The 20,547-nt window shown below is 71.5% G+C and carries 20 protein-coding genes; 4 read left to right on the forward strand and 16 right to left on the reverse strand.

Annotated elements, in window-relative coordinates; all coding sequences use genetic code 11:
• Positions 1-39: 39 nt before the first annotated feature.
• Positions 40-984, forward strand: coding sequence for a type I pantothenate kinase (gene coaA / locus BIU96_RS10235; RefSeq protein WP_071292518.1), 945 nt, complete (start codon positions 40-42; stop codon positions 982-984).
• A 119-nt stretch (positions 985-1,103) separates the two neighbouring features.
• On the opposite strand, the gene glmM is transcribed toward coaA, so the two are convergent.
• The 6 genes from glmM to truA all read right to left on the reverse strand — a co-directional run bounded on the left by glmM (position 1,104) and on the right by truA (position 8,272).
• On the reverse strand, positions 1,104-2,477 hold the full coding sequence (glmM, locus tag BIU96_RS10240; protein ID WP_071292519.1) for a phosphoglucosamine mutase: 1,374 nt from the start codon (positions 2,475-2,477) through the stop codon (positions 1,104-1,106).
• A gap of 22 nt (positions 2,478-2,499) precedes the next feature.
• A complete protein-coding gene (gene rpsI / locus BIU96_RS10245) occupies positions 2,500-2,985 on the reverse strand; it encodes a 30S ribosomal protein S9 (RefSeq protein WP_071292520.1) in 486 nt (161 codons plus the stop codon).
• Positions 2,986-3,023: 38 nt separating this feature from the next.
• Positions 3,024-3,470, reverse strand: coding sequence for a 50S ribosomal protein L13 (gene rplM / locus BIU96_RS10250; RefSeq protein WP_071292521.1), 447 nt, complete (start codon positions 3,468-3,470; stop codon positions 3,024-3,026).
• A 238-nt stretch (positions 3,471-3,708) separates the two neighbouring features.
• Positions 3,709-6,411 (reverse strand): ExeM/NucH family extracellular endonuclease, encoded by a 2,703-nt coding sequence (locus BIU96_RS10255; protein WP_071292522.1) that lies wholly within the window; start codon positions 6,409-6,411, stop codon positions 3,709-3,711.
• Between the two features lie 212 nt (positions 6,412-6,623).
• Entirely contained in the window at positions 6,624-7,370 is a 747-nt protein-coding gene (locus BIU96_RS10260) for an MBL fold metallo-hydrolase (RefSeq protein ID WP_071292523.1), read from the reverse strand.
• Entirely contained in the window at positions 7,367-8,272 is a 906-nt protein-coding gene (truA, locus tag BIU96_RS10265; protein WP_071292524.1) for a tRNA pseudouridine(38-40) synthase TruA, read from the reverse strand. Before truA ends, BIU96_RS10260 begins: the two co-directional genes overlap by 4 nt.
• Positions 8,273-8,381: 109 nt before the next feature.
• Here truA and BIU96_RS10270 point away from each other — a divergent pair, with 109 nt between their 5' ends.
• Together BIU96_RS10270 and BIU96_RS10275 are read left to right on the forward strand one after the other, a co-directional pair.
• Positions 8,382-9,371: an ATP-binding cassette domain-containing protein gene (locus BIU96_RS10270; RefSeq protein ID WP_071292525.1), complete on the forward strand. Its 990-nt coding sequence runs from the start codon at positions 8,382-8,384 to the stop codon at positions 9,369-9,371.
• Entirely contained in the window at positions 9,368-10,201 is an 834-nt protein-coding gene (locus BIU96_RS10275) for an ABC transporter permease (protein WP_083402810.1), read from the forward strand. The genes BIU96_RS10270 and BIU96_RS10275 overlap by 4 nt, the downstream gene beginning before the upstream one ends.
• Positions 10,202-10,216: 15 nt before the next feature.
• Here BIU96_RS10275 and BIU96_RS10280 read toward each other — a convergent pair whose 3' ends face one another.
• From BIU96_RS10280 to infA, 10 genes are all read right to left on the reverse strand, one after another.
• On the reverse strand, positions 10,217-13,426 hold the full coding sequence (locus BIU96_RS10280) for a BTAD domain-containing putative transcriptional regulator (protein WP_071292526.1): 3,210 nt from the start codon (positions 13,424-13,426) through the stop codon (positions 10,217-10,219).
• 47 nt (positions 13,427-13,473) lie between these two features.
• Complete coding sequence (locus tag BIU96_RS10285; RefSeq protein WP_071292527.1) at positions 13,474-13,962, reverse strand: SRPBCC family protein; 489 nt, start codon at positions 13,960-13,962, stop codon at positions 13,474-13,476.
• Between the two features lies 1 nt (position 13,963).
• On the reverse strand, positions 13,964-14,353 hold the full coding sequence (locus tag BIU96_RS10290) for a helix-turn-helix transcriptional regulator (RefSeq protein ID WP_071292528.1): 390 nt from the start codon (positions 14,351-14,353) through the stop codon (positions 13,964-13,966).
• A gap of 39 nt (positions 14,354-14,392) precedes the next feature.
• The gene (locus BIU96_RS10295) at positions 14,393-15,511 is read right to left on the reverse strand and encodes an aromatic acid exporter family protein (protein WP_071292529.1); all 1,119 of its coding nucleotides are present in this window, start codon (positions 15,509-15,511) and stop codon (positions 14,393-14,395) included.
• Positions 15,512-15,719: 208 nt separating this feature from the next.
• A complete protein-coding gene (gene rplQ / locus BIU96_RS10300) occupies positions 15,720-16,301 on the reverse strand; it encodes a 50S ribosomal protein L17 (protein ID WP_071292530.1) in 582 nt (193 codons plus the stop codon).
• Positions 16,302-16,369: 68 nt separating this feature from the next.
• Positions 16,370-17,365, reverse strand: a complete 996-nt coding sequence (locus BIU96_RS10305; protein ID WP_022906362.1) for a DNA-directed RNA polymerase subunit alpha — start codon at positions 17,363-17,365, stop codon at positions 16,370-16,372.
• 205 nt (positions 17,366-17,570) lie between these two features.
• A complete protein-coding gene (rpsK, locus tag BIU96_RS10310; RefSeq protein ID WP_017885507.1) occupies positions 17,571-17,969 on the reverse strand; it encodes a 30S ribosomal protein S11 in 399 nt (132 codons plus the stop codon).
• Between the two features lie 9 nt (positions 17,970-17,978).
• Positions 17,979-18,353 (reverse strand): 30S ribosomal protein S13, encoded by a 375-nt coding sequence (rpsM, locus tag BIU96_RS10315; protein WP_058728274.1) that lies wholly within the window; start codon positions 18,351-18,353, stop codon positions 17,979-17,981.
• A 192-nt stretch (positions 18,354-18,545) separates the two neighbouring features.
• The gene (gene rpmJ / locus BIU96_RS19005) at positions 18,546-18,662 is read right to left on the reverse strand and encodes a 50S ribosomal protein L36 (RefSeq protein ID WP_022903266.1); all 117 of its coding nucleotides are present in this window, start codon (positions 18,660-18,662) and stop codon (positions 18,546-18,548) included.
• Positions 18,663-18,732: 70 nt separating this feature from the next.
• Positions 18,733-18,954 carry a translation initiation factor IF-1 gene (gene infA, locus BIU96_RS10320; protein ID WP_017885509.1) on the reverse strand — a complete coding sequence of 74 codons (222 nt, stop codon included), beginning with the start codon at positions 18,952-18,954 and terminating at the stop codon, positions 18,733-18,735.
• Between the two features lie 303 nt (positions 18,955-19,257).
• Between infA and BIU96_RS10325 the strand changes: the two genes are divergently transcribed.
• On the forward strand, positions 19,258-20,547 hold the full coding sequence (locus BIU96_RS10325; protein ID WP_071292531.1) for an LCP family protein: 1,290 nt from the start codon (positions 19,258-19,260) through the stop codon (positions 20,545-20,547).

Below are 20,547 nucleotides of genomic sequence, written 5' to 3' on the forward strand. Positions count from 1 at the left end.
CTCACGTGCACCGGGCCTCCCGTCTGTACGCTCGATCCCATGCCGTTCTCGGAAACCGCCGTCGCGCACCCGACCCCCTTCGTGGAGATCCCGCGTGGCGAGTGGTCGCAGCTCGCGCCGAAAGAGCACCTCTCCCTGACCGAGACCGAGATCGTGCAGCTGCGCGGTCTCGGCGACCGGTTGGACATGCAGGAGGTGCAGGAGGTCTACCTGCCGCTCTCCCGGCTGCTGACGCTGTACGCGGCCGGCGCGCGGGACCTGCACGCCGAGACGAGCCGGTTCCTCGGTGAGCGCGCCGGACGCACGCCGTTCGTGATCGGCGTCGCGGGCTCCGTCGCGGTCGGCAAGTCCACGGTCGCCCGTCTGCTGCGCGAGCTGACGAAGCGCTGGCCGGACACCCCCCGCGTGGAGCTCGTCACCACCGACGGCTTCCTGTACCCGAACGCCGAGCTCGAACGCCGCGGGATCATGGACCGCAAGGGCTTCCCGGAGTCGTACGACCGCCGCTCCCTGCTGCGCTTCGTGAGCCAGGTGAAGAGCGGCGCGACCGAGGTCCGCGCGCCGTACTACTCGCACCTGGTCTACGACATCGTGCCGGACGCCGAGATCGTGGTCCGGCAGCCGGACGTCCTCATCGTCGAGGGACTGAACGTGCTCGCCCCGCCCGTGCACGGACGACTGGCGCTGTCGGACCTGTTCGACTTCACGATCTACGTCGACGCGAAGACGAAGGACATCGAGGCCTGGTACGTCGACCGGTTCCTGGCTCTGCAGGAAGAGGCGTTCTCGAGCCCGGACTCGTTCTTCCACCGCTTCGCCTCGCTCTCCCGCGAGGACGCGGTGGAGACGGCGACCCAGGTGTGGCGGGCGATCAACGAGCCGAACCTCATCGAGAACGTGCTGCCGACGCGCTCCCGAGCGACCCTCGTGCTGAAGAAGGGCGCGAACCACAAGGTGAACTCGGTGCTGCTCCGCAAGATCTGACGCGGGCGCGGCCGTGCGCCACCGCAAAACGCAACGAAGGCGGTTGCCCGCAGAGGAATACCGCTGCGAGCAACCGCCGAGGTTGCGTTTTGCGAGGGAGAGGGAGCCGGCGCAGCCGCCTACGCGGCGTCGAGCGCCAAGCGCTCCTGCACGACGGCGGCGAGCTCCTCGGCGATGCGCTGGGCGTCGTCCTGCGAAGCCGCCTCGACCATGACCCGCACGACCGGCTCGGTGCCCGACGGACGGAGCAGCACGCGGCCGCTGTCCCCGAGCGCCTCGCTGGCGGCGGCGATGGCGTCCTGCACGCCCTGGTCGGCGAGCCCGTGCCGATCGACACCACGCACGTTGAGCAGCACCTGCGGGAACACCGTCATGCACGCGGCGAGCTCCTGCAGGGACTTGCCGGTGCGGGCCATCTCGGCGACGAGGTGCAGGCCCGTGAGGATGCCGTCACCAGTGGTCGCGAACTCGTTGAAGATGATGTGGCCGGACTGCTCGCCGCCGAGCGAGAAGTCGCCCTCGGTCATCTTCTCGAGCACGTAGCGGTCGCCCACGCCGGCCTCGATCACGGTGATGCCCGCGTCGGCCATGGCGCGCTTCAGCCCGAGGTTCGACATGACCGTCGCGACGAGCGTGTCGTCCTTCAGGCGCCCGCGCTCCTGCAGCGACAGCGCGAGGATCGCCATGATCTGGTCGCCGTCGATCGCGTTGCCCGCGGCGTCGACCGCGAGGCAGCGGTCCGCGTCGCCGTCGTGGGCGATGCCGACGTCCGCTCCGTGCTCGAGCACCGCGCGGGCGAGGTTGTCGATGTGGGTCGAACCGACGCCGTCGTTGATGTTCCAGCCGTCGGGGTCGGCGCCGATGAGCGTCACGCGAGCACCAGCGTTGACGAAGACCTCGGGCGAGACGCCGGCGGCGGCACCGTTCGCGCAGTCGAGTACGACGTGGAGCCCAGAGAGCCGGTGCGGCAACGTGCCGAGCAGGTGCACCACGTAGCGGTCCTCGGCGTCGGCGAACCGCGAGATGCGACCGACGTCGATGCCCGTGGGGGTGGGTGCCGAGTGGTCGTGCATGGCCGCTTCGATGCGGTCCTCGACCTCGTCCGGGAGCTTGCGGCCACCGGCGGCGAAGAACTTGATCCCGTTGTCGGGAGCGGGGTTGTGCGACGCGGAGATCATCACGCCGAAGTCGGCGTCGATGTCCGCGACGAGGAACGCCGCTGCGGGGGTCGGGATGACCCCGGCGTCGAGGACGTCGACGCCTGCGGAGGCGAGCCCGGCCGCGACCGCGGAGCCCAGGAACTCGCCGGAGACGCGCGGGTCGCGCGCGAGGACCGCGCGCGGGCGCGGTCGGCCGGACGCCCGGCGGGCGTCGGCGTGGTGTCCGTGTGTGAGAACGGCCGCGCTCGCCTGGGCAAGACCCAGTGCGAGCGCGGCCGTCAGCTCGCCGTTGGCGAGACCACGAACCCCGTCGGTACCGAACAGACGCGGCATTGCGATCTTCAGCCGGTGGCGACTAGCGCTTCGAGAACTGCGACGCCTTGCGGGCCTTCTTGAGACCGGCCTTCTTGCGCTCGATGACGCGAGCGTCACGGGTGAGGAAGCCGGCCCTCTTGAGGGTCGCGCGGTTGTTCTCGCGGTCGATCTCGTTCAGGGTGCGGGCGATGGCGAGGCGGAGCGCGCCGGCCTGACCCGAGGGGCCGCCACCGGTGATGCGGGCGACGACGTCGTACGAGCCGAGGAGCTCGAGCACCTTGAACGGGTCGTTGATGAGCTGCTGGTGCAGCTTGTTCGGGAAGTAGTCCTCGAGCGTGCGGCCGTTCACCACGAAGGTGCCGGAGCCCGGCACGAGGCGGACGCGCGCGATGGCCTCCTTGCGGCGCCCGACGGCACCGCCGGAGACGTTGAGGATCTGACGGGGAGCAGCCTCGGCAGCGGCGGGTGCGCTCTCCGTGGTGAAGCTCTCCGGGGTCTGGTCGAGGGAATCAGCGATCTGAGCCATGAGTTTTCTCTAGTCCTTGGAAGTCGTCGTGGCCGCTGTTACTGCGAGACCTGGTCGAAGGTGTACGTCTTGGGCTGCTGCGCGGCGTGGGGGTGCTCGGCACCCGCGTACACCTTGAGCTTCTTGAGCTGCTCGCGGCCCAGCGTGTTCTTCGGGAGCATGCCGCGGATCGCCTTCTCGACGGCGCGGGTGGGGTGCTTCTCGAGCATCTCCGGGTAGGAGGTCGCCGTGAGGCCGCCCGGGTAGCCCGAGTGGCGGTAGTAGACCTTCTTCGCGAGCTTGGAACCGGTCAGGGCGACCTTGTCCGCGTTCACGATGATGACGTAGTCACCCATGTCCATGTGCTGGGCGAAGGTGGCCTTGTGCTTGCCGCGGAGGAGTGCGGCGACGTGCGAGGCGAGACGGCCGAGGACGACGTCGGTCGCGTCGATGACGATCCAGTCGTGCTGGACGTCAGCCGGCTTCGGTGAGAACGTGCGAGTCACAGGAGTGCTGCTTTCGTGTCGAGGTGAGGAGTCCGTGAATCCCGCTCCGGTTGGGGTTCAGCGCGGCAGAAGCCGGTGGAACACCCAGGTGGAGGGCCCATCTGACTGTCTAGCGTGCGGGGCACGCAGACCAAGGTGAGAGCCTACCCGACGCGCGTCACGTCGGTCAAACGCGAGCGGACGGGAGGCGCGGTGCCGGCTGGCACCGCGCCTCCCGTCCGACGACTGGTCCGGTCCGTCAGCCGAACAGGCTGCGCAACCAGGCGATGAGCGCCGCGAGTGCGGCGAGCGCGTCCGCGATCGTGCCGCCGCCGTGTCCCGGCTCGCCGCCGTGCCCCGGACCGCCGCCGTGGCCCGGGTGCCCGCCGTCACCCGGGGTGGCGACGCCCGGCAGGTCGATGCCGACCAGGATCGGGTCGTGGTCGCTCGCACGGTAGACGTCGTCCTGGTACAGGTCCGTGACGTTGTAGTCGTAGCGGCTGTACTCCAGGCCGACGGACTCGACCGAGTTGATGTTCCAGATGTCCACGCCGGTCACGGTCTTCAGCGCCGCGGGCGAGGCGAACACGTGGTCGAGCGATCCGCTCAGGCCGCTGAACACGTACGACCACTCGGAGGCGTCCCTCGTCGGCCCGAGGTCGGTGTAGCCGGCCTGGTCGAGGACGGCCACGGGGTCCTCCTGGCTGTAGGCGTTGAAGTCGCCGAGCATGAAGACCTTGTCGGTGCCGGACTGCCGCTGCATCGCGGTCGAGAACGCGACGAGCGCCTTCGACTGCGCGACACGTGAGGCGTTCGAGGCGCCCTGCCCGTCGCCCTGGTCGGCCTCGGCACCCGTGCCGGAGCCCTTCGACTTGAAGTGGTTCGCGATCACCAGGAAAGTGTCCTTCGCGGACGGCTTCGACGGCTTCCCGTTCCCCTTCCCGGGCTTCGCGGTCACCGGGGCGAAGGCCTGCGCGAGCGGCTGGCGCGCGTTCGCGAACGCCGTCGAGTCGGTGAGGATCGTCGACCCGCCGACCGGCTGCACGCGGTCCTTCTTGTAGATGAGCGCGAGGCGGATGACGTCCTCGCTCGCGGGGAGCTTCGACGGCGACTTCGCGTACGCCCACGTGTCCTTGCCGGTCGCCTGGTTGAGCGCGGCGACGAGGGTGGCCACGGCGGCGTCGCGGTCCTGGCCGAAGCGGGCCGAGTTCTCGATCTCCTCGAGGGAGACGACGTCGGCGCCGAGACCGTTGATCGCCTTGACGATCTTCACCTGCTGGCGGGCGAGGTCGTCCGCGTTCGCCGCACCGCGGGCGTCGCAGCCGTCCCGCACCGTGACGGGGTCGCCGTCGCGGTCGGTGTAGTACGTGCAGCCGGTGAGCTGGTCGCCGGTCGTCGGGAAGTAGTTCAGGACGTTGAAGCCGGCGAGGCGGATGTCGCCGCCGACGTTCTCCGGAGCCGTGGTCCGCGCGTTCGAGAACGACGCGGGCAGCTCCGCCTTCGGGGTCGCCCCGGTGATCGGCGACGTCGGCTGGAACTTCCACGAGTCGTTCCGGTAGTCGAGCACGACGGGCTTCGCGAAGGTCGCGCTGGCCCCGACCGTGACCGGGCCCTGGGTGAGCCACGACACCGGGATCGACTGGTTCGCCGCGCTGAGGAAGTTCGTGCTCGCCCCGTCGTCGAGGACGACCTTGCGGGCCGCGTTGTCCGCCGTCACGGCCGCCGCCTCGGCGCTGCCCGGACGGGCGACCTCGGTCGGCTGCAGCAGGCGCTTCGTGCCGGACGCCAGCACGACCTCGCCGTACTGGTTCGTCGTGTAGTTGTCGGCGACCGTGTACGCACCCTGCGGCGCGACGAGCATGCTCTCGAGCGACTCCCGCTGCGCGTCGGTCCGCGGGAACGTCAGGGTGGCCGGCACGGGCTGGACCACACCGGCGGCGGGGAGCTTCGTCAGGCCGGCGGCGGTGGGCACCGTCAGCTCGGTCAGGCCGTTGAACTCGGAGACGGTGCCGGTCAGGCGCACCGCGTCGCCGATCGCCACACTGCCCGCGGTCGCCGCCGAGTACACGAAGACGGCGTCCGACGCGGTGTGCGTCGCGAGGTCGAGCGCTCCGCCGGTGCCGGCGGTCTGGACCGTGTAGCCGCTGAAGCCGCCGGTGGCGTAGACCGCCGTGACGACGCCGTCCGTGGTGACCGCCTTGCCGGCGTACGGCGAGTCCGCGCCGGTGCCCTGCAGCTGCGCGATCGTGACCGGCTCGGCCGGGGTGCCGGGGTCGGTCGGGTCGGTGGGGTCGGTCGGGTCCGTCGGCTGGCCGGTCTCGCCCGCGGCGTTCTCGGGCGTGATCGTGGACGTGACGGTGAAGTCCGCCGCGTTCGAGTCGGTGTCCGTGGTGCCCTGGCGGGTCAGGCCGTCGGGCACGGAGTTCGCCGTGCCCGACGTGGCCACCGCGGTCTCGAACGTGTTCGACGTGCCGTAGCCGAGCAGGTCGACGACGCCGGGGGTGCCGGTGCCGACCGCGCCCGGGGGCAGCGACAGCGCCGTCGCCTGGTCGGCGAGCACGAGGGTGCCGGTGGAGCCGGAGGGGTTCAGCCCCGTGACGGCGTCCGCTTCGGGCAGGGCCTCGCCGTTCGTGCCGTTCGAGCCCATCTGCACCAGGTACGTGCCGTGCGCCGGGACGGAGCCGCTCAGCTTGCCGACCGCGGGCGTACCGGTGCCGGTCGCGGCGCGGTACTGCACGGACCAGCCGTCGACACTGACGGCGGTGTCGGTCGGGTTGGCGAGTTCGACGAACTTGTTCGTGAAGGGCTGGTTCGCGCTGCCGCCCTTGAGGTAGGCCTCCTCGATGACGAGCCCGGTGCCGGCGGGGTTCGCACTCGCGGTGGTGACGGAGACGAGCGGGGCCGCGAGGAGCGCTGCGGCAGCGGTGGCGCACAGCAGAGTGCGCCCGACGGATCTGTGCATGCCCGCACGCTACCGAGCTGCGGCGCCGCTCAGGTTTCCGGCGGGTGAACGATCCGTTCCACCCCTGATCGGGGTGCGTGCGGGCATGGTCGTTCCGGGCGTCCCCGGTCGTTCCGGGCACACCTGGTCGTTCCGGGCGTACCTGGTCGTTCCTTCCGACCAGGTACGCCCGATTCCGCTTTCCATCGCGCGCGTTCTGGGAAGGAACGGCCTCAGGCGCTGACCGGCACCCACTCCGTACCGACACGGTGCACGGCCGGCCCGTGTCCCGGCAGCAGGATCTCGGGGATCGGCAGCGCCCGCGCCGAGTCGATCGCCCGCGACTGGTCCGCCGTGAAGAACGGCGTGATCATCCGCGGCCGCGGCGACCACGACGCCGGCTGCGTGTCGTGCCGACTCACGACCGCGTCCCCGGTGACGATCGCGTTCGCCGCCGGCAGCAGGTACGCCGTGGACCCGTCGGTGTGCCCCTCGGCGGGCAGCGGCGTGATCGCCCGACCGTCGAAGTCCGCGCCGGTGAAGGCCCGCGCCGTGGGCACGGTGGTCGGCCGGAGCGCATCGGACCGGATCGCCCGCGCGAGCCACCGGAGGACCCGCGGCGACGCCAGCCGTCCGCCGATCTCCGCCGGGGTCACCTGCTGCCGGACGGGACCGCGCACGTTGTCGAGCTCGTCGGCGTGCGCCAGGACCTCGACGTGCGGGTACCGCGCCAGGATGCCGGGGATCCCACCGACGTGGTCGACGTGCCCGTGGGTGACGTAGACGCGGCGCAGGTCGTCGAGGTCGTGCCCGGCGTACCGGACGGTGTCGAGCACGAGGTCGGTGTCGGCCGGGTAGCCCGCGTCGATGAGCGCGACCCCGTCTTCTTCCGCCAGGACCACCCAGTTCGACACGGGCCCCTCGACGAAGACCACACCGGGGGCGACGGAGACGACGGACCGGGGTTCGCGGGAGCTCATCCCTCGACGGTAGCGGAGGGTTCCTCCGCCACGCGCCGGGCGCGCGTCTGCTCGGCCCGAGCTGCGAGCTCGTCGTCGGCCGGGTACCCGACCTCGGTCAGGGTGAGCCCCTTCGCCGGCGCGGTCTTGAACGCACTCGTGCGGGTCTGCGCCGTGCGCAGCTCCTCGAGACGGTCCGGCCCGAAGCGCCCCTCCCCCACCGCGATGGTCGCCCCCACCATCGCCCGCACCATGGAGTGGCAGAAGGCGTCGGCCTGGAGGCGCGCCACCAGCACGCCGTCCGGCTCACGGTCCCAGCGGAACTCCTGCAACGTCCGGATCGTGGTCGCGCCCTCGCGCGGCTTGCAGAAGGTCGCGAAGTCGTGCAGCCCCAACAGCCGCAGCGCACCGCGCTCCATCGCCGCCGGGTCCAGCCGCGTCGGGTGCCACACCGTGTGCCCCCGCCGACGCGGATCGCGCCGGGCGTCGGCGTCCGCGATCCGGTACTCGTAGCGCCGCCAGAGCGGGGAGAACCGGGCGTCGAACCCGTCGGGCGCGACCGAGGCCCGGGTGATGACGACGTCCCCCTCGGGTGCCGCGATGCCGTTGACGCGCTTGACCAGTCCGTCGAGCGTGGTGCGCGGTGGCCCCTCCGGTGCGGAGCGACGCGGGCGGGTGAGCGCGCCCCACTGCTCCGCGCTGAGGTCGACGTGCGCCACCTGCCCGGTGGCGTGCACCCCGGCGTCGGTGCGTCCGGCGACGGTGAGCTGCGGGGGTTCGCCCCAGCGGGTGAAGACGGTGGCGAGGGCGCTCTCGAGCGCTCCCTGCACGGTGCGGAGCCCGGGCTGCCGGGCCCACCCGGAGAACGCGGCCCCGTCGTAGGCGACGTCGAGCCGCAGCCGGACGTGCTCGTGCTCACTCACACCACCACGGTAGCGATGTCAGTGCCGCGTCAGTGCCACGTGAGCGCCCGGCGGCACGATCGTCCTCGACATCGACGATCGCCGTCGAGTCACCAGGAAAGGATCCGCGATGACCACCACACCGCTCGCGGTCGAGGCCACCGGTCTCGTGAAGACCTTCGGGACGAACCGGGCAGTGGACGGTGTCGACCTCCGCGTGGAGGCCGGGACGGTCTACGGCGTGCTCGGCCCGAACGGCGCCGGCAAGACCACCACCATCTCGATGCTCGCGACCCTGCTCCGGCCGGACGGCGGCGAAGCCCGCGTGTTCGGGCACGACGTCCGCCACGAGGCGCAGGTCGTCCGGTCCCTGATCGGCGTCACCGGGCAGTACGCGAGCGTCGACGAGACGCTCAGCGCGACCGAGAACCTCGTCATCTTCGCGCGTCTGCTCGGCCTGAGCCGAGCCGACTCGAAGCGGAAGGCCGTCGAGCTGCTCGAGCGCTTCGGCCTGACCGAGGCCGCTTCCCGACCGCTGAAGAACTTCTCGGGTGGCATGCGCCGGCGTCTCGACCTGGCGGCGAGCCTCATCGCGCAGCCGCCGCTGATCTTCCTCGACGAGCCGACGACCGGGCTCGACCCCCGGACCCGGGCGCAGATGTGGGACACCATCCGCGAGCTCGTCGCGACCGGCTCGACCGTGCTCCTCACGACGCAGTACCTCGACGAAGCCGACCAGCTCGCCGACCGCATCGCCGTGATCGACCACGGTCGGGTGGTCGCCGAGGGCACGAGCGACGAGCTGAAGTCGAGCATCGGCTCGGCGTCGCTGCAGCTCCGGCTGACCGACGCGCTCCGCCTCGACGCCGCACGGGCGCTCGTCCGGAACACCCTCGGCGTCGACGCGGTGGCCAGCCCCGAGGGCTCTCGGTTGACCGCCCCGATGTCCGACCTGGACCGCGTCACCGACCTGCTGGTGTCGTTCCGCGAAGCCGGCATCTCCCTCGCCGAGATGAGCGTGCAGAAGCCGACGCTCGACGAGGTCTTCCTCACCATCACGGGTGCGCCGGCGACCGCAGACGAGCCCGCCGACGCCGACCTCGAATCGAGCATCGCATGACCACCATCACCCCCACCACGGGCACCTCCGCCCCGCGGATCACCCCGCGCCCCGGCATCGGCGGCTCCGGCCTCGGCGCCACGGTCCGGCAGTCCTTCACGATGGCGTACCGGGGCCTGGTGAAGGTCCGTCGGACGCCCGAGCAGCTGTTCGACGTGACCCTGATGCCGATCATCTTCACCGTGATGTTCACGTACATCTTCGGTGGGGCGATCGCCGGCGACATCGGCAGCTACCTGCCGATCATCATCCCCGGCATCCTCGTGCAGACGAACATCACGTCGTCGATCGTCACCGGTGTCCAGCTCCGCGAGGACATGGACAAGGGCGTCTTCGACCGCTTCAAGTCGTTGCCGATCGCCCGCATCGCGCCGCTCGCCGGGGCCCTGCTCGCCGACACCGTCCGGTACGCCATCGCGACGACGATCACCTTCGCCACCGGCTTCGCGATGGGGCTCCGTCCCGAGGGCGGCGTCGGCGCGGTGGTCCTCGCCGGGCTCCTCGTCGTCGTGGTCGCCTGGGCCGTCAGCTGGATCTTCGCCTACTTCGGCGTGATCGCCCGCACGGCCTCGAGCGTCTCCGGCATCTCGAACATGGTGCTGTTCCCGCTGACGTTCCTGTCGAACGCGTTCGTCCCCGCGGACACGCTGCCGGACTGGCTGCGCTGGTTCTCCGAGGTCAACCCGATCTCGCACCTGATCACCGCGGTCCGCGACCTCATCAACCACGGCACCGTCACGGGCGACCTCTGGATCAGCCTGCTCGGCGCTGCCGTGATCGTCGCGGTGTTCGCCCCGCTCACGGTGCGGGCGTACATGCGGAAGGCCTGACGGGCAGCGGGCCCGTCAGCGGGGTCCGAAGCGGAGTTCCTCGAGCAGGAGCCGCGCTCGCGAGACGGCCTCGGCCCGGTCCCACCCGGCCGAGGCCGTCTCGGCGTCGGCGAGCGCCGACTCCCCGACCGCGTCGGCGAGCAGGGGCCGCAGCCGGCTGTGCAGGAGCACCGCGAAGTCCTGCCGCGACCCGAACCGGGTGGCGAACGCCCAGCAGCGGGCCGCGTGCTCCGCGTCACCGGAGCGGGCAGCGGCGACCGCCAACCCGGCCAGCGTGGTGCCGATGACGGGCAGGTCCAGCCACCACGGGTGCAGGCGCAGCATCACGAGCGCCCCGACCCGGATGCGGCGAGCGACGTCCCGTTCGGCGGCCTGGAGGCGCGGTGCGGCTCCGCCGGTACGACTCGCCGCCGCCTCGTCGACCGCCGCGATCCGCGCGGCCCCGGCCATCACGGTCCAGTGCGGCGTCTGCTTCCGGAACGGCGCCACCCACTCCCACGCCGCGGTGTACTCCGCGGCGGCACGGTCGAGGTCGCCTTCGTACCGCAGGCACTCCGCCGAGATCGCGACGGCGAGCACCCCGATCTGCGAGCGGTCGCCGTCGAAGCCGCCACGCCCCTCCACGGGCCGTAGCCGCAGGTCGGCCGCGACGCCGCGAGCACGTTCGACGTCCCCGGTCGAGGCGGAACACAGTCCGACCGTCCAACCGATCTCGTACAGGTCGTCGTCGGCCCCGAAGCGCTCGAGCTGGTCGCGCGCCACGTCGGCGACCACGAGGGCGCCGGCGTGGTCGCCGGTCTGCGCGAGCAGCTGGGTCATGGTGACCGCGCCGGTGCCGGTGGTCCACGCGTCCCTCGTGGTCGCGGACAGTTCCTTGGCGCGGGTGGCGTAGCGGAGGGCCGCCGCGGTCTCGCCGTCGTTCTCGGCGAGCGGTGCGCTGAGCATGTTCGCCAGGCAGGCGACCCCGGGGTCCGGGTCGGAGCGCATCCGGGCGAGGAGCGCGGTGCCCTCGGCTGGTCGGCCGAGGGTGAGCAGCAGCGCGACCTGGGCGTCGAGCACCGGGAACCCGGTCGGCCCGACGCGACGCCGCAGGTGCCGGAGCACGGAGACCGCACGGGCGGTGACCCGTCGCCCCTCGAACGCGGCGGAGGCCCCGGCGACGAGGAGTCCGACCTCGGTCGCTGCGACGTCCTCGTCGGCCGGGGGCGTCCGGCGCAGCACGTCGACGACGTCGGGGGCGATGGCCACGACCTCGCCGTGGGCGCCGCGTAGCGTCCAGTACCCGCCGAGGGCCGCGAACACCTGCGCCGTCGCCGGGGCGTCCTCGGCGCGCAGGCTCCAGCGCAGCAGGGTCACCAGGTTGTCCGCTTCGCGGCGGACCTCGTGGAACCGGCGGAGCTGGTCCTCGCCGGTGATGGTGAAGAGGTTCCGGTCGGCGGTGAACGTCCGGGCCCAGCCGATCATGGCCGTGCGGACCGCCTCGGTCGCCCCGCGTTCGTCGAGGCGGGCGGCGCCGAACTCGCGGACGGTCTCGAGCAGGCGGTAGCGCACCGGCTCCCCCTCGTGCTCGACGAGCTGCACGAGGGACTGCTCGACGAGCTCGGCGAGGTCGTCGAGCGCGTCGTCCCGGCGATCGGGTGCCGCGACCGCTTCGACCGCGTCCACTGCGAGCCCGTCCGGGAAGAGCGCGAGGCGTGTGAGCAGGTCCTGCGCGCTCTCGTCGAGCAGCCGCCAGCTCCACTCGATGACGGCGAGCAGCGTGCGGTGCCGTTCCGGAGCGCTGCGGTCGCCGCCGCGCAGGAGCGCGAACCGGTCGTCCAGCCGCCGTTCGATCTCGGCGGTGCTCATGCCGCGGATCCGTGCCGCGGCGAGCTCGATCGCGAGCGGTGACCCGTCGAGCCGCGTGCAGATGCGCCGCACGGCGTCGACCGGCAGGACGGCTCCCGGGCGCGCGGCACGGGCACGCTCGGTGAACAGTCGGACCGCGGCGCCGTCGGCCTCGACCGGCAAGGGTGCGAGGGGCGCCACGGCCTCGCCGGCGATCGCGAGCGGTGCCCGCGACGTCGTGAGGATCCGGAGGTCCGGGGCGGCGGCGAGCAGGTCCGCGGCGAACCCGGCCACGGTGTCGACGAGGTGCTCGCAGTTGTCCAGCACGAGCAGCGTCGGGCCGTCGGCGAGCGCCCGGACGACGCGCCCCTGCAGGTCGGCGACCACGGCGTCACGCAGGGACCGTGCCGAGCGGAACTCGGCGATCCCGAGGAGCGCCCCGAGTGCCGGCACGACGTCCTCGGCGGCAAGCGGTGCGAGCTCGAACACGACGACCCCGCAGGCGGGCGGCACCTCGGCGGCGACGGCCTGCGCGAGACGTGTCTTCCCGAGGCCGCCCGCACCGAGGATCGTCACGAGCCGGTGCCGCGACAGCAGGTCGGCGACGGTGTCGAGGTCCTCCTGCCGACCGACGAGCGTGTTCGGTGCGGCGCGGAGGCCGATGCGGCGAGTACGTCCGGTGTCGGCGGCCGCACGCCGGAGCAGGTCGGCGTTGAGCCGCACGAGGTCCGCCGAGGGATCCGCTCCGAGCTCGTCGGCCAGGCGGTCGCGGTGCGCTGCGAAGGCCGCGAGCGCCTCGGCCGTCCGACCGGCTGCGACGAGGGCACGCATGGACCCGGCCACCGCGGCCTCGTCGAAGGGGTTCGCCCGCGCTTCCGTCGTCCAGACGTCGACGGCCTCGTCCGCCTGCCCGGCATCGAGCAGCGCGGTGCCGAGCGAACGCCGGAGCGCGCGCCGGGCTGCCGCTGCCCGTTCGGCGAGCGCGCCACCGAGGTCACCCTCGACGTCGTCACCAGGGGTCCCCCGCCAGAGGTCGAGGACGGCACGCACCGTCTCCGGGTCGGCGTGGTCGGCCGCGGCGCGTTCGGCGCGGGCGAGGTCGACGTCGTCGGGGTCGCACCCGAGCGCGTACCCGGTGCTGGTGGACACGACGACGCCGTCCGCGACGGTGCGGCGCAGCCGCGAGACGAGGGTCTGCAGCGCCGCCCGGGCACCGCGGGGCTGGTCCACCGGCCAGAGTTCGTCGATGAGCGCCTCGGTCGTGACGGCGTGCCCGCGGGCGAGCACGAGCGCGACGAGGAACGACCGTGCGAGGGCCCCCGGGACCGGCGTCGGCGCTCCCGACGGACCCGCGACCGTCACGGGTCCGAGGACGGCGATGCGGGGCTGCTCGGGCACGGTGCGAGTCTACGGACGGACGGTGCCCGATCCGCCCACGACCGGGGTCAGTCGCCCCGGTACCGCGACTGCAGCTCGGCGTACCGCGCGTCCCAGTCGAACGCGGCGACGCCGTCGTGGTCCCCGGCGAGGTCGAGCTCGAGCAGCTCGAGGTAGGTGTGCCACCCGGCGCCGTAGTCCCGGCTCCCGACGCCGGCGTGCTCGAGCCGGAGCGACGCACCGTCCGGCGCGGGTTCGACCGTGACGCCCACCGTCGTCTCGCCCTCGCCACGGGCCTGCCAGGTCGTCGTGAAGGAGCGCGGCGGGTCGCACACCGTGACGGTGCCCTCGGTGAAGGCGGTCCCGTCGTCGTACCGGGCGAGCCAGCGGCCGCCGAGCCGCAGGTCCCCCTCGTACGGCGCCATCCACCGCGAGAGGCGCTCGCGGTCGGTCACGGCGTCCCACAGGTCCTCGGGCGTGGTCGGGTAGGTCTGGGCGAAGCGGAGGAGGTACCCGCCGCCGGGTAGCTCGTCGATGGTGCCGTCGGTGGTGCGCATGTCATGACTCCTCGTCGTGTCGTGGTGCGGCTGGTCGTGGTGCGTCCGGTCGTGGGGCGCCGGGTCGGGATCCGCCGCGGCGCCCGCGTGCGATCTCGGTCCCGAGGGCGTCGAGCCGCTGCCGCCAGAGCGCGCGGTACCGTTCGACGGCGTGGTCGAGCTCCTCGACCGCGCGGGGTTCCAACCGGTACACGCGCGACGTCCCCCGCGGTGCGGCGGACGCGAACCCGGCCTCGCGCAGCACCCGCAGGTGTCGCGACACGGCCGGCTGCGAGATGCCGAACTCGTCGGCGATCACGTCCGTCAGTGCGCCGGCGGTGTGGTCGTCCTCGGCGAGGAGCTCCACCAACCGCCGCCGGACGGGGTCACCGAGGACGTCGAATGCGTGCACGGCACCACTCTATAACCGAGGTGTTATGAAGTCGAGGACTCAGCCCCGTGGACGTCCGAACGCCGACGGACCCGTCCGGGTGTCCAGGTCGTCGGTCGCGCGCCGCTCGGACTCGACGATGCCCCGCAGTGCGACGAGCGCCGCCGAGGTCACCGCCACGTGCGACGGGTTCTCCCGAGACGCGTCCAGCGCCCGCTCGACCTCCGCGATCGCCTCGTCGCCCTCTTCCTCGGGGCACTCGCCACGGATCACGCACGAGAGTCGCCGCATGGCCTTGGCGAGGGGTTCCGCGAACGCCGGGTCCGGCCGCCCGAGCCCCTCGGACACCGGACCGGAGCGTGCGACGAGCTCGGTGAGGTCCGTCGTGTACCAGGCCACCCGCTCGAGCGCGCGGAAGCGGGCACCGTCCTGCTGCAGCCGGGCCCGTGACCCGCGGAGTGCTCCCCGGGGGTTGAGCCGCCGGCTCTCGTGCGCGATCGACACCCGGGAGCGCACGTCGGCGATCGCGCGGTCGAGCCGGTCCTGCTGGTGGTCCCAGGCCTTCTCGTCGCGCTTGCCCTCCTCGAGGACGTTCGCGAGCCCCTCGAGGTGGTCGGCGAGGACCCCGTTGACCGCGTCGATGCGGTGCTCCGCGTCCCAGAAGTGCAACGGCGGGAAGACGAGGAAGTTCACGAGCAACCCGACGGTCACGCCGACGGCCATCTGCACGAGGTACCCGAGCGAGTACCCCTCCGCGTGCGCCCCGCCGACGAGCAGGACGAACAACGCCGCGGTGGACACCCACGAGCTGCCCTCGCCGAGCACGCGGAACCCGCCGACGAGCACACCGATGCCCACCGCCAGAGCGATCGCGAGGAACCCGGGGTCGCCCACCCACATCGTGAAGCCGGCGACGACGATGCCGAGCGCGATCCCGACCAGGGTCTGCACGCCGCTCCGGATGCCGGCGAACACCGTCGTCTGCATGGCCACGACCGCACCGAGCGGCGCGTAGTAGGGGTACTCCGCCGCGACTCCGGGCACGTGCCGAGCGATGAACCAGGCGATCACCGCCGCGGCTGCCGCCTTGGCGGCGTGCAGCAGGCGCGGCTGCGTGCCGGAGACCCGGCTCCACCGCCAGACCCGGGTACCGACCCCCGCGATGTGCTCGAACGGCATGTGTCCCTCTCGTCCTGTCGGCCGGTCACACTACGGCCGGTGGGCTGTCAGGACGGACGGAACCGCGTTCTCCGGACTGGTCCGATGACGGCCTGGAGGCGCGTGGCGGGCCCGCACCGCGCCTCCAGGCCGTCGTCCGGTCGCCCCCGGAACGACAGGACGCCCCCGCGACGTGCGTCGCAGGGGCGTCCCGTGGTGGTGCTGGGTCTTACTTGTCGTCCGACTTCGCGTCGTCGGACTTCGAAGCAGCGTCGTCCTCGACCTCGGCAGCAGCCTCGGTCTCGGTCTCCGTCTCGACCGGAGCGGACTCCTCCGTGGTCTCGGTCTCTTCGACCGGCGCCTCCTCGGTGGTCTCGTCCGCGGCCGGCTCCTCGACCGGGGCAGCAGCGGCCGGAGCCGTGGTGCGGGTCACCGGGGCGGGCGTGCCCGACACCGGCTCGAGGACGAGCTCGATCGACGCGAGGGGAGCGTTGTCGCCCTTGCGGAAGCCGAGCTTCGTGATGCGGGTGTAGCCACCCTGACGGTCGGCGACCTGCGGTGCGATCTCCGTGAACAGCGTGTGCACGACGGTCTTGTCGCGGAGGGCCGCGATGACCCGACGACGGGCGTGCAGGTCGCCGCGCTTCGCGAACGTGATGAGACGCTCGGCGACGGGACGGAGGCGCTTGGCCTTCGTCTCGGTGGTCGTGATGCGACCGTGCGTGAAGAGGGCGTTGGCGAGGTTGCTCAGGAGCAGGCGCTCGTGGGCGGGGCCGCCACCGAGGCGGGGGCCCTTGGTGGGCTTCGGCATGTCAGTTCTCCAGTGGTGAAAGAGTGGTGCGCGCTACGTCAGCGGCACGCGTGCGCGTGAGCGCGAGGTCAGTTGTTGGACTCGTCCTCGTCGTACCCGCTGTAGAAGTGGGCGCCGTCGAATCCGGGGACGGTGTCCTTGAGGGACAGGCCGAGCTCGGTGAGCTTGTCCTTGACCTCGTCCACCGACTTCTGACCGAAGTTGCGGATGTTCATGAGCTGCGTCTCCGACAGGGCGACGAGCTCGGACACCGTGTTGATGCCCTCCCGCTTGAGGCAGTTGTAGCTGCGGACCGACAGGTCGAGGTCCTCGATCGGGGTCTGCAGCTCGTTCGAGAGCACCGCGTCGACCGGCGCGGGGCCGATCTCGATGCCCTCGGCCGCCGTGTTGAGCTCGCGGGCGAGCCCGAACAGCTCGACGAGCGTCCGGCCGGCCGATGCGATGGCGTCACGCGGCGTGATGGCCGGCTTCGACTCGACGTCGACGACCAGGCGGTCGAAGTCCGTGCGCTCACCGGCACGCGTCGCCTCGACGCGGTAGGTGACCTTCAGGACGGGCGAGTAGATCGAGTCGATCGGGATCTGACCCGCTTCGGAGAACTCCGAGCGGTTCTGCGTCGCCGACACGTAGCCACGGCCACGCTCGATCGTGAGCTCGAGCTCGAAGCGCGCGGTGTCGTTCAGGGTCGCGATGACGAGGTCCGGGTTGTGGATCTCGACGCCGGCCGGAGCGGAGATGTCCGCTGCGGTGACCTGACCGGCACCCTGCTTGCGCAGGTACGCGGTGATCGGCTCGTCGTGCTCGCTGGAGACGACCAGGCTCTTGATGTTGAGGATGATCTCGGTGACGTCTTCCTTGACACCGGGAACGGTGCTGAACTCGTGGAGGACGCCGTCGATGCGGATGCTGGTGACAGCCGCGCCGGGGATCGAGGAGAGGAGCGTGCGGCGCAGCGAGTTGCCGAGGGTGTACCCGAAGCCCGGCTCGAGCGGCTCGATGACGAAGCGCGAGCGGAACTCGGAGATCGTTTCCTCGGTCAGGGTGGGGCGCTGTGCAATGAGCACTGTGGGATTCCTTTCGGCGGAGTGTCCGCTATATGACACTCGGCGGTACGACGGGGCCGACCGGGCCCCGACGGGTCTGTTGAGTTGTGATCACGCGCACCGGAGTGCGCGATCGAACGACCAGGAATGGCCGCGGGCCCCGCTCGCCCCGGAACGGACGGATCCGGTCAGGGGACGAGCAGGGCGCGGCCGGTTGCTCCTCGCGTCAGACGCGACGGCGCTTGGGCGGGCGGCACCCGTTGTGCGCCTGCGGCGTGACGTCGTTGATCGAGCCGACCTCGAGGCCAGCGGCCTGGAGGGAGCGGATCGCGGTCTCGCGGCCCGAACCCGGACCCTTCACGAAGACGTCGACCTTCTTGACGCCGTGCTCCTGCGCCTGACGCGCAGCGGACTCGGCGGCGAGCTGCGCCGCGAACGGCGTCGACTTGCGCGAACCCTTGAAGCCCACGGCACCCGAGGACGCCCAGCTGAGGACGGCACCCGACGGGTCGGTGATGCTGACGATCGTGTTGTTGAACGTGCTCTTGATGTGGGCCTGGCCCACTGCGACGTTCTTCTTCTCCTTGCGGCGCGGCTTGCGCGCGGCAGTCTTGGGGGTAGCCATCGGGGTCTCCTATCGAGCCTTCTTCTTGCCTGCCACGGTGCGCTTCGGTCCCTTGCGGGTACGCGCGTTGGTCTTGGTGCGCTGACCGCGCACTGGGAGACCACGACGGTGGCGAAGACCCTCGTAGCTACCGATCTCGACCTTGCGGCGGATGTCGGCGGCGACCTCACGGCGGAGGTCACCCTCCACCTTGAAGTTGCCCTCGATGAAGTCGCGGAGGGCGACGAGCTGGTCGTCGGTCAGGTCCTTGACGCGGATGTCACCGGAGATACCGGTCTCGGCGAGTGCCTGGACCGCGCGGGTACGGCCGACGCCGTAGATGTACGTGAGTGCGATCTCCACGCGCTTCTCGCGCGGGATGTCGACGCCTGCTAGACGTGCCATGTGATGGCTGCTCCTGTTGTCGATGGAGGTGTGGAGCAGTACCGGTGCTCGGGCCTCCGACCCGAGGTGTCCCCGCTCGCGCGGTTCTTGGTACTGCGTTCGATGTTGAGTTGTGGTTCCTGCGCAGGCCGCCCGAGGGCGATCCGCATCAGGCAGCCAGCCGGTCCCTGTCGGGCACCGGCTCACCCGGGACTAGCCTTGGCGCTGCTTGTGACGCGGGTTGCTCTTGCAGATCACCATGACTCGGCCCTTGCGGCGAATCACTCGGCAGTGCTCGCAGATGGGCTTGACGCTGGGGTTGACCTTCATTGTTGTTTCCTCGTGCTCGCTGGCTTCGTGCCCGGCAGGATTGCCGAGCCGTTCCTTTCCAGCTCGCGGATCACTTGTAGCGGTAGACGATCCGGCCGCGGGTCAGGTCGTACGGGCTCAGCTCCACGATCACGCGGTCCTCGGGGAGGATGCGGATGTAGTGCTGGCGCATCTTCCCGGAGATGTGCGCGAGGACCTTGTGTCCGTTGGTCAGCTCAACGCGGAACATCGCGTTGGGCAGAGCTTCGAGCACCGAGCCTTCGATCTCGATGACGCCGTCTTTCTTGGCCATAGCCTCACTGTCGCTTGGTTGGATTACCGGTGTGATCCCCGAGCCGGTCTGCGGGTCGGGCGCCACGCCAAGAAGGCATGGCACACCAAAGATCGATCTTATGTGATAGACCCAGGATTGCCAAGTGGAGACGGCGAAGTCCCCTCGTCTGGGGCTTCCCGAGCAGCTCCGACCGAGGCAGTCTGAGTCTTCCACAGTGCTTTGACGGCGCGTTCCGGGCCGCCGCCAGTCGCCGGCCCCTAGCGTGGCCGCGCAGCCTCGTCCGGCCGTCACCACCACGCCGGACCCCCGAACGGAGACCACGTGCCCGACGCCACCCGACGACCGCTCGCCCGCCACGGACGGCTCCCCCGCCGACGCGGGTGGACGACCGCGGCCTCGATCGTGGCGTCCGTGCTGGCCGTGGTCCTCGTCAGCGGCACGAGCGTCGCCGCCATCGCCGGCGCCCAGCTCGCGACCGCGCCGACGACCGTGCAGCTGAGCACCGACGACCAGAGCACCGCGCAGACCGCCGACATCACGGCCATCAAGGGCGGCGCGAACATCCTCCTCATCGGCAGTGACACCCGCGTCGGACAGTTCGACTCCGCCGACGACGTGCAGGGCGCCCGCAACGACGTCACGATGCTCATCCACATCTCGCAGGACCACCAACAGCTCACCGCGATCAGCTTCCCGCGTGACCTGATGGTGCCGATCCCGGCGTGCTCGAACCCCGAGACGGGCACCACGTACCCGGCCGCGACCTCGGCGCAGTTCAACACGGCCCTCGGCAACGGCGGCGTCTCGTGCGTCGTCGACACCGTCGAGAACCTGACCGGCCTGAGCATCCCCTACGCCGGCCTGATCACCTTCGACGGCGTGATCGAGATGTCGAACGCCCTCGGCGGCGTGGACGTCTGCGTCGCGGACCCGATCAACGACACCTTCACCGGGCTCCACCTGACGGCCGGGTCGCACAACCTCGAGGGCTCCGACGCACTGGCCTTCCTCCGCACCCGCCACGGCGTCGGTGACGGCAGCGACCTCGCCCGGATCAGCTCGCAGCAGGTCTTCCTGTCCGCGCTGCTCCGCAAGGTCACCGCGGACGGCACCCTGTCGAACCCGATCACGCTCTACAAGCTCGCCGGTGCGGCGCTGTCGAACATGACGCTCTCGGACGGCCTCGCGCAGACGCGCACGCTCGTCGGGCTGGCCGGGGCGCTCCGGGGGATGAGCACGGCGAACATGCTCTTCGTGCAGTACCCCGTCGCGGACGACCCGGCCGACCACGCGCGCGTGATCGTCGACCAGGAGGCCGCGCACACCCTCAACGTGGCGCTGCAGAACGACCAGAAGACCTCGCTGAGCGATTCGACCACCGGCCGAGCGTCGGAGGAGTCCCCGACCGGGACGAGCAGCGCGACCGCCGCCCCGTCCTCGTCCGCCGGGTCGCCGTCGACCGGGTCCTCGTCGGCGGGCTCCTCAACGGCGGGGTCCTCATCGGCGGGGACCGGTGCGAACGCACCGGCCGCGACGCCCACGTCGACGCCGCTCCCGTCGTCGATCACCGGGCAGAGCGCCTCCGAGCAGACCTGCTCCGTCGGCAACTGA

The sequence above is a fragment of the Curtobacterium sp. MCBA15_008 genome, from assembly GCF_001865065.1.
Lineage (GTDB): Bacteria > Actinomycetota > Actinomycetes > Actinomycetales > Microbacteriaceae > Curtobacterium.